The 12,045-nt window shown below is 59.2% G+C and carries 14 protein-coding genes and 1 pseudogene; 4 read left to right on the forward strand and 11 right to left on the reverse strand.

The features are described 5' to 3' along the window. Positions 1–25: 25 nt before the first annotated feature. The 9 genes from ACYUCQ_RS05475 to ACYUCQ_RS05515 form a co-directional block, all read right to left on the reverse strand. The gene (locus ACYUCQ_RS05475) at positions 26–538 is read right to left on the reverse strand and encodes a S26 family signal peptidase (RefSeq protein WP_460253491.1); all 513 of its coding nucleotides are present in this window, start codon (positions 536–538) and stop codon (positions 26–28) included. Next, a complete protein-coding gene (locus tag ACYUCQ_RS05480; protein WP_460253492.1) occupies positions 535–1,068 on the reverse strand; it encodes a DUF2840 domain-containing protein in 534 nt (177 codons plus the stop codon). Before ACYUCQ_RS05480 ends, ACYUCQ_RS05475 begins: the two co-directional genes overlap by 4 nt. Then, complete coding sequence (locus tag ACYUCQ_RS05485; RefSeq protein WP_460253493.1) at positions 1,065–1,319, reverse strand: hypothetical protein; 255 nt, start codon at positions 1,317–1,319, stop codon at positions 1,065–1,067. The genes ACYUCQ_RS05480 and ACYUCQ_RS05485 overlap by 4 nt, the downstream gene beginning before the upstream one ends. After that, positions 1,316–1,954, reverse strand: coding sequence for a ParA family partition ATPase (parA, locus tag ACYUCQ_RS05490; protein WP_460253494.1), 639 nt, complete (start codon positions 1,952–1,954; stop codon positions 1,316–1,318). Before parA ends, ACYUCQ_RS05485 begins: the two co-directional genes overlap by 4 nt. Beyond that, positions 1,951–3,075, reverse strand: coding sequence for a replication initiator protein A (locus ACYUCQ_RS05495; RefSeq protein WP_460253495.1), 1,125 nt, complete (start codon positions 3,073–3,075; stop codon positions 1,951–1,953). Before ACYUCQ_RS05495 ends, parA begins: the two co-directional genes overlap by 4 nt. Before the next feature lie 9 nt (positions 3,076–3,084). Next, on the reverse strand, positions 3,085–3,369 hold the full coding sequence (locus ACYUCQ_RS05500; protein ID WP_460253496.1) for a helix-turn-helix transcriptional regulator: 285 nt from the start codon (positions 3,367–3,369) through the stop codon (positions 3,085–3,087). A 353-nt stretch (positions 3,370–3,722) separates the two neighbouring features. Then, on the reverse strand, positions 3,723–4,040 hold the full coding sequence (locus ACYUCQ_RS05505) for a DUF2285 domain-containing protein (protein WP_460253516.1): 318 nt from the start codon (positions 4,038–4,040) through the stop codon (positions 3,723–3,725). 241 nt (positions 4,041–4,281) lie between these two features. After that, the gene (locus tag ACYUCQ_RS05510) at positions 4,282–4,470 is read right to left on the reverse strand and encodes a transcriptional regulator domain-containing protein (RefSeq protein ID WP_460253497.1); all 189 of its coding nucleotides are present in this window, start codon (positions 4,468–4,470) and stop codon (positions 4,282–4,284) included. A 135-nt stretch (positions 4,471–4,605) separates the two neighbouring features. Beyond that, a complete protein-coding gene (locus ACYUCQ_RS05515) occupies positions 4,606–4,869 on the reverse strand; it encodes a DNA -binding domain-containing protein (RefSeq protein WP_460253498.1) in 264 nt (87 codons plus the stop codon). Between the two features lie 129 nt (positions 4,870–4,998). Here ACYUCQ_RS05515 and ACYUCQ_RS05520 point away from each other — a divergent pair, with 129 nt between their 5' ends. Continuing rightward, on the forward strand, positions 4,999–5,256 hold the full coding sequence (locus ACYUCQ_RS05520) for a helix-turn-helix domain-containing protein (RefSeq protein ID WP_460253517.1): 258 nt from the start codon (positions 4,999–5,001) through the stop codon (positions 5,254–5,256). A 60-nt stretch (positions 5,257–5,316) separates the two neighbouring features. On the opposite strand, the gene ACYUCQ_RS05525 is transcribed toward ACYUCQ_RS05520, so the two are convergent. After that, a complete protein-coding gene (locus ACYUCQ_RS05525) occupies positions 5,317–5,643 on the reverse strand; it encodes a DUF736 domain-containing protein (protein WP_460253499.1) in 327 nt (108 codons plus the stop codon). A gap of 733 nt (positions 5,644–6,376) precedes the next feature. Continuing rightward, a pseudogene (locus tag ACYUCQ_RS05530) lies at positions 6,377–6,745 on the reverse strand (transposase); the annotation flags it as partial. 283 nt (positions 6,746–7,028) lie between these two features. Here ACYUCQ_RS05530 and ACYUCQ_RS05535 point away from each other — a divergent pair. The 3 genes from ACYUCQ_RS05535 to ACYUCQ_RS05545 all read left to right on the forward strand — a co-directional run. After that, positions 7,029–8,327, forward strand: coding sequence for a cytochrome P450 (locus ACYUCQ_RS05535; protein WP_460253500.1), 1,299 nt, complete (start codon positions 7,029–7,031; stop codon positions 8,325–8,327). Between the two features lie 291 nt (positions 8,328–8,618). Beyond that, positions 8,619–9,338, forward strand: a complete 720-nt coding sequence (locus tag ACYUCQ_RS05540) for a PEP-CTERM sorting domain-containing protein (protein WP_460253501.1) — start codon at positions 8,619–8,621, stop codon at positions 9,336–9,338. A gap of 248 nt (positions 9,339–9,586) precedes the next feature. Further along, on the forward strand, positions 9,587–12,045 hold a 2,459-nt coding region (locus tag ACYUCQ_RS05545; RefSeq protein WP_460253502.1), incomplete at its 3' end, for an ATP-binding protein.

A 12,045-nucleotide genomic window follows, 5' to 3' on the forward strand; every position in this document is an offset into this window, starting at 1 on the left:
GCGATCGCGGTGCAAGATTGCATGCTTATGATCCTCCGTGCGTCCAGATCGGTTCAGCGCGCCCGATAATCGTTGAGGCTGGTAACGTGCCGAAATACCGCCCATCGAAGGATGCTTGGACTCGCTCATTCATCAAAAATACGTGCCCCGCCGCGACGATGTGGCAGCCCGACCAGATCGGGAGTCTGCGGTGCAGCCAGTCGGTGCGGAGCGCACGCCCAACGACCCTGCCATTGATGGTGATCGTGCGTCCAACCCGGCAGATTTTTGCGCCGGGTAGTGCCGCGATATGTTTCAGAAGCGGCACGCCCAGCGGCAGATAACGGCGCTGCGCCATGAAGTCCGCGAGCGCGCGGGGCGGTCGCACAACCACGCGTTCGGAAACACGCAGCCTGCCTGCCGGTTGCACGGCGTAGAGCCCGATCCGCACGCTCGCGCTGGCATTCCAGAGTAGTTCTGGCACCGGACGGATGAGCATCGGTGCGCTAAGGCCGAGAATTGAGAGGCCGGAGACGAAGACAAGATTGGCACGGATCATACTCCGGTCTCCGCATCACCTCGCCGACGCATCAGCCACGCTTGATGCTGTGCCGGCGTGTAAATTCGTGGTGCGAGGCTTGCGGCCAACCGATTATGCACGTGCCGCCAATAGTCGGGTGAAACATCGGCGGCATCGATACCCAGCGTCTCTGCGGCATCAATTGCCTGCAATACCCGTTGGACCTTGGTCCATCCGGTCTGCCGGAGCAAAAGTTCACCGCCCGGCGTGACAAACGGCAACGTCTGATAGGCTTCACCGGTAGGCACAGCCCGCACAATATCGATCCGCGACGCCACCGTGCCGTAATCGTTGGACGCCCAGCGCACGAACGCAAAAATGCTTTCTGGCGCGAAGCTCAGCACGCGCCGACGCCGCGTCAAAATTTTTTCGCTGACATCTCGGCCGAACCGGATCCAGTGCTCGATCTTGCCCTCAATCCAGGTCAATTCAACATGGGTGAGTGCTGTGACGTCGCTGTGGGACGACGGTTTTTCTCCGGAATTTTTGCCGGAGCAAATGGTTCTCATGGTGCATCTCCCAGTTCATCAGGAAATTCGCGCGCCAGCAGATCGCGGAGCATATCGGCAACCGTCTGCCCGCGCTGGAACGCCGTAATTTTGATTCTGCTCCGTAGAGCCGGGGTGACATCGATGGTCAGCCGAGCGGAATATTGCGCGCTATCGATGCGACATTGCGCCATGACGTCGGGTTTGCGCACCCAGGCGTCGGGCGTCGCTGGACGTGCGGCGAAGCCGGGTTTGATCGGGCGCGGGCTCACAGCGTCAGCGTCCCGATTTCTGAAGCAAGGCGCGCAATATCGCGCGCGGCATCCCCAGTCGGTGCATCGTCACAGACCAGCCTTCCGGTTCGCGCAGCATCAGCGAAGGCGATGCGCTGACCGATCCGACTGGCGAGCAGCGGCGGATCATGATCGGCGAGACTGTTGGCGGTATCCTGCGCGATGATGGTTCGGCGCTGAACCCGATTGAGCACGAATCGGGCAACCAGGTTGGGCCGAAAGATCCGTGCCTCGCCAAGGAGCGCAAGGAGTTCGGCGGAGGCCCAACCATCGAACGGAGAGGGCTGCACCGGAATGAGGACAAGGTCGGCTGCGAGCAAAGCCGAGCGCATCAGCCCTGCCACACGGGGCGGCCCATCGATGACGACATAATCGGCGCTACGGGCGATCTCAGGCGCTTCGTGGTGGAGCGTGTCTCGTGGCAAGCCCAGAACGCCAAAAAGCCGTGGAACCCCCTCCCGGGCGCGTTGAGCGGCCCAATCGAGGGCCGAACCTTGCGGGTCGGCATCAATGAGCGTTACCCGCGCGCCACTCCGGGCCCAGCCGCCGGCAAGATGCAGCGCAATGGTGGTTTTGCCCACGCCGCCTTTCTGGTTGAGCAGGGCCACAATCATGGCGCGTCTTTCGCGCCGGTGTCGTTCTGCCGTCTCGCAACTTGCCTCTTTTTCTTCCCGGCTTTGCAGTCGCAACCGTTGGGTCCACCAAGAAGAGAGTTAGACTCTTTTAAGTTAGAATCTAAGTTACGGGTGCCAGAACCAGCTGATTCCAATGGAAAAAATGGGGGTTTTTCTTCCTGATAGCACGTGCCTGATCTTCCTGATGGCACGATACCATTCATTCCCGATAGCACGACGGTATCCACAGGTTTTCCACAGCTTATCCACAGGCTTTTACACAGGGGATCTGCCGATCGTTTTTCTCGAGAGAATGCCAGAAACGTTCGTTTTGACGCGTTTTGCTCCAAGCGAAGGCGGTAGCCCGGCAGCGTTTGCCGGCGCACAATTGCCCGAACGTCGAAGGCGAATCGGTCAAAGGCGGAGAGGACGCCGGATTTTAGGTAGAGGTGGCGCAGATCAAACCGCCAGCCGCTGGGTTGGTGCCCTGCATGTTTGCGCACCAGGCGGTAAAGCCATCGCTCGAGCCCGCCGTTCAGCTGGAAATAGGCGGGATCAATCGTCAGCACCAAGCCATCATCCAGCACCGCGCGATAGAACCAATCGGGGAGGATCAAGTCGATGCCGTCGGGTTTTCCGCGCGCATCGGTGCGCTCGGCCCATTCATTGATCCAGGAAAAGCGGTGCATGCGCCGTTTGCCGATTTGGCGGAGCGAAGTCGCGACCGTTGTGGATTGCAGCCGGTCGAGGGCTGCACGCAGCCGCTCGTAATCGCGCGCACCGGTGCCGCGACCGATGAAGGTGAGGATTTCATAGGGGGTTGCCGCCATCAGCCGCGATGTCGGTAGTCCCGCGTCGCGCGCCTCGACGATCTGACTAGCCGCCCAGATCAGGATATCGGCGTCCCAGATTGTGGCCATGCCATGTTTGGGCACCGCTTCGACCCGGATCGTAATTTCGTTCATCTGAAAATCGATTGGGATGATGCGGGGTGATTTGGCGAGGCTGAAGAAAGGATAGGCCATCAGATCCTGCGCATCGCGCGGCGCGAAATCGCCACCCAGGGCCCGAAACAGATTGAGCTGAGCTCGCTCTGAATTTTTGCGCGCGCGCGGAACCATCGGTTCCGCTCAGCGACGCGGCTGGGTCAATTGGGCCAGCGTCGCCTGGCTGTGGCGCTTCGCGGGCAGCACCCGTGCGATGCCGGGATCAGAGGTCGATGCTTTGGCACCGGATTCCGCCCAGCTTTGTAGATCCTCGACGCGATATACCACCCGACCGCCGAGTTTGAGATAACGCGGTCCAGTGCCGTAGATGCGGTGTTTCTCGAGCGTGCGTATCGATAACCCAACGAAGCGGGAGGCTTCGGGGGTGCGCAGATAACGGGACGGGGTGCCGGGAACAATGGCGGACATGGGATAACTCCGTGATGATGTCAGCGGTCGCCGGACGATGGCGGCCGATGGCGATCACGGTGGCGTAGTTTTGCGCTGTGGGGGGATGGCGAAGATTCAACCCCGAAAATCGCCACCCCTTCCCGACGTATTGACGGGTTGCTGTGTTTACCCGTTGCCGGGGTTCTGCACCTCAGTGTTTGTGCGTTGACGACTATGTGGATTGCGGATTTCCGCAGTTTCTGGTTTTCCCGTTCTCAGGCATTCCGGAAACGCTGCTTTCTGGTATTCTGCCTCTGATATCTTCAGGACTTACGAAAATTTGTTTTTGAAACAACGCGATTGTCAGGCAACGCATCGCCAAACCATCAGTCCTAATCTTGTCGATGGAGCAGGCTACGATATTTCCCGTGCATCATGGCCATGCCATTCCGCACCAGCCGGATGATGGCATCGCGACGCGATGATGTTTTCCAAGGTTCGCTGCTGATCCGGTCGGCGCCAAATATTGCTTCCGCGATCATGCGATAGCTCGCGCCATCGAGTTTGGCGTCCAATGCCCGTAAAACGATCATCAACTTTTCATTGTTGCGTTCAGTGTCGCTCCTGCTCGCTGCACCATGCGCGAGCAAACGCCAGAATCGGAGTGTTGCCTCAGCACGATGGCCTGCCGAACCGTCCAGCGGCAGCACCGCCGCCAAGGGCGTGTGTTGATCGGGGGTGGCCATGATCCAAAGTTGACGCATCGAAACGCCAACGCGGACGATAACGTGCGCGCCATCCTCCGCGTCGTGGCGAAGCAAATTTTCTGGAAGATTCGCGAGCGTAAATGACCGCGATCCGACCGACGACGGCGCAGGTTCCAGGATGACGACGCTTGCGCAGTCGTCAGGGTTCCAAAAGACCGGTGTTTCCGTGGCTGATTTGGTTGGATCAGCCAGAAAATCGTAACCCCCAACGCCGGGCGACGATATCGTGGTCGCGCGGCGGTTGAAGATTCAATGTGGCACAATCATTCCTGTAATCGGGATTTCGCCTGAGAAATTCCCAGGCTATCGAGGATGAATTTAAAGCACGCCGGTTTTTATAGTCTTCGGCTATACGCCAATTCTGATTTGACAAAGGACGTTCTCCCCTAACTGCTTGCTATCACGTTAGAGCCAGACTCCCGACCTATTTTTAGTCTCGTTTTTGTCAAGCATCACATTTTGTTGAGCGCTCAATTGCCGCAATGGGCTCCCAAAATATCGAGCGCGGTTATTCCGGCGCCTTGAGGAGATCACGATATCCGGTTTCCGACAGCCAATGCGCCCGCGCCAAATGGGATTCGTAGCACTGGCGCGCATGCTGCGGTGCGGCGCCAGGATCAATGCCCAGTACAATGCTGCACACCTCCTCCCATGGAGCGCCCTCGGCTGCAGCATCCAGTAAACGCAGGTAAACCTCAACTTGAGCGCGATCATACGCCGTTACATGAGGATCGGAGGGTGCAGCATCAGCGATTCGCGGCGGTGAGGTCATGGACATTATCGATACTTCCATCGCAGGGTAGTGCAACAGGGTCGGCTTATCGCCGATGATCAATATTGGTTTACGTTCGCGTATTATAATACGTAGCGCGATAATACGCGAATGGTGTCCATCCTGCGGATGGATATTCGAAACCTATTCGGCGCAAATTTCCGGCGATTTAGGCTGCAGGCCGGTCTCAGTCAGGAGGCCGTGGCGATACGAATGGACGTCGATCGCGCCCATGTCAGCGCCATGGAGCGTGGGCAGCAGAATGTTACGCTCCTGACAATCTGGCATGCCTCTCAGGCGCTTAGCGTGACGCCTGCTGCTTTGCTCGAGCCGTTTCCAACGGGGGCTGGCGCGACGACCGAAACCTCTGGCGATCCTGATCTGTAATTTTGCACCGAAAGACGAACCCCGCCCGGTTTCCCGGGCGGGGAACTGTGTCGGCGCGTTTTACTCGCCGCGTCGGCCGTTGGTGGGGCGGGACCAGATCAGGCTGTAGCCATCGCCGCTCTCGTCATCGAACAGGTTGGCATAGATCGGGGCGTTGAAGGACGGATCGTCCAGCTTCACCGAGAGATAATCGCGCCCCTCGTTGGATCGTTTGGACCAGGCGGCCCCGATTTCTGCGCGGCCAACAAAAATCCGGTGGCTGGGGGCGGTATCATTGCTGCGGTTGCTTTCCGGAACAATCCGGACGCCTTTTGCTTGGACGCTCAGGGTGACGATCTCGCCCTGGATTTCAGTTCCAACTTTTTTGAAGGTGCCGATATTAGCCATGTTTTCGCTCCTATGCTGTTTCGAGCCCGCGACCACCGCGGCCTCGATGGCGATCGACCAGCCGGAGGCGATCGGCGCCGCACCCGTCGGCCGGGGCCCTCGTCGCGCTTGCGCGATGGGGTGGCTAAGGGCCGCAGCGCAGCGGAGGACGGCAGGCGCACAACTTTCTTGTCTCGCGAGGAATGGGCCGATTGGGGGCCCGCGGCTTGTCCGTGGGGAAATCGGTCCAGGGGAAGAAAGTTTTGCGCAGCCGTTGCGGCTAGGCGATCGAGGCGCAGCCGTCCTTCGGCGAGATCAAGCCAGCAAGAGGCCGTGTGGCGCGCGCGTCGAACAGGTTGCATGGGGCGACATGGAGAAGTCGTGATCTACCGCGCAAGACGTTGTATTGATCCAGCGGCGAAACAGAAACCTTGGACCAGAAAAAGGCGAGCATGCGTCGGTGCTACCGCCATCAATTGTACGCTCGGGACCCCAATCTGGCGTTGGTCGTGTAAGTTCGGGCCATCCCGGTGGTCTACGGTAATGAAGCAAGAATATTTCGTAGAAGCCCAATGCGTGATTTTTCGCCACGACGCAGTGCCAACCTTCGACGAGACTGCGGCGCGCTTTGGCTGTCTGTCTGGCCGCCGGACGTTCTGGCGCGATTGGTGGAAAAATCTGATGCGTAGCTCCCGCCGAGCCATATCGGCTTTCGACCCCCGGAGCTATGATGGAAATTGGGTGGCGGTGGAGATCAGGCGGCGTTCTGTGTTGACGTCTCGATCACCTCGATGCCGTCGCGGAAAGTAATTCCTTGGATCACCTTGGGCAACTGGTTTTCTCCATTGAGTTTGCGCCAAGTTTTGGCGGTTGCGGTGACGAGTTTGAAGACCATGAGCCGGGCGCTATCCGGCGACAGTGCGCCCTTGGTTCGGACCGTTTTTCGGCGGACGGTGGCGAACACGCTCTCGATCGGGTTGGAGGTCCGCAGATGCTCCCAATGCTCGGCCGGGTAATCGTAGAAGGTCAGCAGCGCATCGCGGTCCTTGACCAGACAGGTCACCGCTTTGACGTACTTCAACCCGTATTTCTCAAGGAACTTTGTGATCGCCGCGTCGGCGGCCAAGATTTAAAAATTTGTTTGTCGCAACGTTTTTTTATTCTCCTGCTATGTAGATTTTATGATTTTTGTCTATTTTGTGGCGTTGTCCGATTTACGAAAAGACTTGATGAAAATTTCGCTTGATTCTTCACGCCCTCGATGGGTTGGAGCAAAACCGGATCATGTGATGTAAATCATGGTCGGTTCGACGATTATCAATCATTGATCAACGATGCAGGATGTGAGCGAGTTCGTCGGTGCGAGGCCGAGAAGCGTTCCGAACTGGCGCGAGACTTTACGGCTCTTGCGGACCAATCCGATCGAACTCTGGCCTGAGGCCGCCTATCATGAACCGGTCATCCGCCTCAATCTGATGACCCAGCCGATGCTGGTTATCTCTGATCCCGACTTGATCCACCATGTGCTCATCGGCCACGCCGAAAATTATCGCCGAACCGCCGCGGCGATCCGTCTGACCCGGCCTCTGATCGGGCGTGGCCTGTTACTCAGCACCGGCCCCCTTTGGCGTCGCCAGCGGCGCATTGTCGCCACCGCTCTCGCGCCCCGGTCTCTGGAACCGCTGATCCGCTCTACGGCTCAGGCGATTAATGTCTGGCTCGGAAGCATTGAGTCCAACATTGATCGGCCGGTGGACCTTCTATCAGCTCTGCAGACACTGGCTCTCGATATTGCGACCCGCTCAATGTTTTCCATGACGGCGGCACCCTTTGCAGAGGAATTGCGGGTGCTGCTCAATAGCACGGCGGCGGAACTCTGGCGGCCCGATGCGCTGGATCTCACGCTCCCAGCCGCGCTGCCCAGTCCGCGGGATTTACTGCGCTGGCGCTTGCGCCAGCGCTGGACGCGCCTGATCAGCCGGATCATCGCGCAGCGCCTCACGCAGCGCGTGCCTGACAATCCTGAGGATCTTCTCGATCTGCTGCGCGTTGGCACAATTCCAGATGGGCCCGCCGGGCGCCGCCAGCTGCGTGATGAGATCGGCACGCTTCTGATCGCTGGACACGAAACCACAGCTCTCGCCCTATTCTGGTCGTGCCTGCTCCTCGCTGGCGATCAACAGGCGCAGGAACGGATCGCGCGCGAGGCGGCTGATCTCGACCTCACCGGCACAGGCGCAGCCATCGCCGCAATGCTCGACCGGCTGGTTTTCACCCGAGCGGTGGTCAGTGAGGCTCTCCGTCTGTTTCCACCCGCTTCGATCATCGCCCGCCAAGCCATCCACGCCGTTCGACACGGCGATCAGACGATCACGCGCGGCACGATACTTCTCATTGCACCATGGGTTTTGCATCGCCACCACGCTTTTTGGCCGAACCCCGAGCTGTTCGATCCAACGCGGTTTCTGCCGGGCGCTGCGTCGGTCGAGCGCTTTGCTTATCTTCCGTTCGGTGCGGGCCCACGCGTTTGTGTTGGCGCTCAGTTCGCCATGGCCGAGGCAACCCTTTCGCTGGCCGCCCTAATGCGCACCTATAGGATCACCCGGACCGACAACCAGCCTGTTAAGCCGGTCGTCATCCTGACAACGCGGCCGGATCATGCCCCGGGTTTCCGGCTGGTCACCCGGCATTGTCCGATCAATTGACGAGATGAGAGCGCAATGAAATTTTAGAGATGATGGTAAGAAATATCGATAATTAGCGGATCGGGTGGGTGAGCAACCTGCGGAAGAAGTCTGGATATTTGGTCTTGCCCAATTAGTCACAATTCACATGTCGGAATTTTTTACACGTGCCGATTTAGAAATGGGTAAGATACTGATTTTTTTATCAATTAATTTTTGGCATATAATTTGCTTTCAAAGAATGCAAGAGAAAAGCGGGATCAAATCGGACTAAGAACTTAAATTTTTGCGTTCAACTTAGGGAGTTTAATTATGTCGAACATAATAAAAATTCAGGCTATCGCGTTCAGTAAAGGTCGCCGGTTGCTCGGCGCTGCGCGTATCCTATGCAGCGCAGCTATTCTATGTGGCTTCATCACGCCACCGGCTTTTGCGGGCCTTTTGGGGGCGGGTGCTACCGTGCAACCTTTCAGCGTCGCCCCGGTCAATGGGCAGGTGACTCAAATACCGTTCCAATATCTGACCACAGGTGGGACGTATATCACCACGCCGGTGTCACTTGCGAGCGCTGTGTCATATCCTTTGCAGGCCGCGAGCGACACAACGGCTCAGTTTACCAATACGCAGATCATCATCCAAAATTACTTTGCCGGGCCGTTCTGTAGCAATGGCACCAGCGTTGGGTCGGCCTGCACCGATAGTTTCAACGGATTTCTATTCAATTTTACCGGCGAAGACATCACAGGTGCATCGATCGATCCCGCAACGCCCGCCAGTTTTCTGCCAGCAACATTTGGCAGCCACACGGGTTTGCAGCTTCTGAGCCCAAACTCGCTGCAGATCGATCTGACCGGGGATAATCCGGCGGCTTATCCGAGTTCCGACTCCACACTGTACATCGATCTTTCCTTCGGCGCGAGCAACCCCAATCCACCGCCGACCAATGTCCCCGAACCCGGATCACTCGCCTTGCTAGGCACCGGGCTTGTCGCTCTGGGCCTCCTGATCCGCAAACGACAAAAGCGCGGCTAAATTTTTTGGTTCGTCGCGATTTCATGAAATAAAGCGTGGTGCGTCACTTTTAAGTCCTGCACCATGCCTGCATGCGTCTCGGCAAGGGTCGGTTGGTCCGAACGGACCCAATTTCACGCGTTGCGTCGTCTCCTTCCCGATCCCGCTCGCATCATCGCCTGCCTCGCATTTTCGTTTGCCACGCGAATGAAGCGTCCGGTATGGTGGCGCGAGCATTATTCGATGAAGCCGCGCCGACTGGGAGCCTGATGGATCATTTAATTGATATTAATGCGCGGGCGGACACGCTTTACGTGTTCTTATTTACCGATATTGAAGGCTCCACTCAGCGCTGGGCGCGCTATCCGGAGGCGATGGGGGCGGCGATGGCGCGGCATGATGCGCTGCTGCGCGATGGGGTGGCGGCGGCGGGCGGTGCGGTGTTCAAGACCACCGGCGATGGTGGCTGCGCGGTGTTTGCGCGGATCCCGGCGGCGCTGACAGCGGCGGCCTTGTTGCAGACGCGCTTGGGAGAAGAAGATTTTGCGGCGGTGGGCGGGTTAAAATTCCGGATTGGCGTGCATTGCGGGCCGGCTGAGTTCCGGGATGATGATTATTTTGGCCTGACCTTGGGGCGCACCGCGCGGATTATGGCGGCGGGGCATGGTGGGCAAATTCTGGTCTCGGCTGCTGTGGCAGCGTCAGTGACAGCGGCAGCGGGCGGCGTGCCGGAACCTTACGCGCTGCAGAGCCTGGGGATGCACCGGCTGAAGGATTTGGGCCAGGCTGAAGAAATTTTCCAGCTTACCGGGCCGGGATTGGCGACAGGGTTTCCGCCGCTGCGGACATTGAATGCCAGGCCGCATAATCTGCCCGAGCAGACGAGCACGCTGATTGGCCGGGAGGGCGCGCTTGCGGATCTGCGCGGCCTGCTGGCGCGCCACAAGTTGGTGACCGTGCTTGGCCCTGGCGGCATTGGCAAAACCCGGCTTGCGCTGCAGAGCGCTGCCGAGGCGCTGGAGAACTATGCGGACGGGGTGTGGCTGGTGGAACTGGCCGGCGTGAGCCAGGGCGAGCAGGTGGCGGCGAGTGCGGCGGCGGCGCTGAACATCACGCTCAGCGGCGGCGGGAATGCGGCGGAGCAATTTGCCTCGGCGCTGCGCGGGGCCGCGATGCTGATTATTCTGGATAATTGCGAGCATTTGATTGAGGCGGCGGCGGCGCTGGCGGATGCGGTTTTGCGGCGCAATCCGGGTGTGACGATCCTGGCCACCAGCCGCAGCCCGCTGGGGCTGCCGGGCGAGAAAAGTTTTGCTCTGCCCACCCTCGCGGTGCCGGAACCGGAAGCGATTGCGGGGATGACGGTTGCGGATGCTGCGACCTATGCCGGTATCGAATTATTCGTGGCGCGCGCCAATTTGGTGCAAGAGGGCTTTGCGCTGGCGGCGGATAATGCGGCGGATATTGCTGCGATTTGCCAGCGGCTGGACGGGATTGCCCTGGCGATTGAGTTGGCGGCGGCGCGCATTCGGCTGATGCGGCCAAAGGATTTGCTGGCGCGGCTGAATGATCGGCTCCGGCTGCTGACGGGTGGGGCGCGCACCCATTTGCCGCGACAGCAGACGTTGCGGGCGCTGATTGATTGGAGTTTTGCGCTGCTGAGCGAGAAGGAGCGGATTGCGTTCCGGCGGCTGGGGGTGTTTGCGGGCAGTTTTGATCTTTCTGCCGCGGAGGCCGTGCTGGCGGGGCGAGACATTGAGGCACTGGAAGTGCTGGATTTGGTGGCGAGCCTGCTGGATAAATCGCTGGTGATGCGGCTGCCCGCAGCGGGCGAAGAACCACGCTACCGGCTATTGGACAGCACGCGGGCCTATGCGCTGGACGCCTTGGCGCAGGCGGGTGAGACAGCTTCTTTGCAGCGGGTTCATGCCGAATATATGGTCATGTTGTTTGGTGCGGCCCAGGATCGCTATCCGGATACGGACACGCTGATCTGGCGGGCATCTATTGAGCCTGAGATTGAGAATTTGCTGGCGGCGCTGGAGTGGGCGTTCAGCGAAGAGGGCGATGACGCGATTGCGATGGCCCTCGCGGCACGCTTGAGGCCCGTGGCACAACAGGCTTTGCTCGCGACGCCCACTTATTTCGCTTTTGTGCGAGAAGCGATTACCAAGCTGACGCCGGACACGCCGACCAAGGATGCCGCCCGGCTGTGGAGTGCTCTTTCGGTTGATCGATCTGCGGGTGCGCGGGCCTGCGCGACGGCCTCTGAGACAGCGCGGGCTTTGTTTGAGACGCTGCAAGACAGGCCCATGGCTGGGTGGTCAGCGTCCGGGACTTCATTTTACCTCATCCGAGCGGGGGATGAGGCTGGGGCGCGACGATCTGCCGAAGCGGCACGGGCGATATTGCCAACCATCAAGCCAAACCTGATCAAAGCGGGGATGCTGAGCGACCTCGCAGCCTATCAAACTCTCGCTGGTTCGGACGCAGCAGCGATGGAAGCGGCCCGCCGGGATTTTGCGGCGTCTTTGGCGATTGATGAAAAATTCAACAACCAGTACGGGGTGCTTTCTGCCTCCACCAACCTCGCTGAACTCCAGGCCAAGCTTGGGGATTATGGTGGTGCGATCGCGAGCGCAAAGCGCAACGTTTCTCTCAGCCGCACGGGGCGCAACTGGGCGATTCTCACCCATAGCCTTGTGAACCTGGCCAGCTATGCGCTGCT

The sequence above is a fragment of the Acidiphilium sp. MT5 genome (assembly GCF_054767495.1).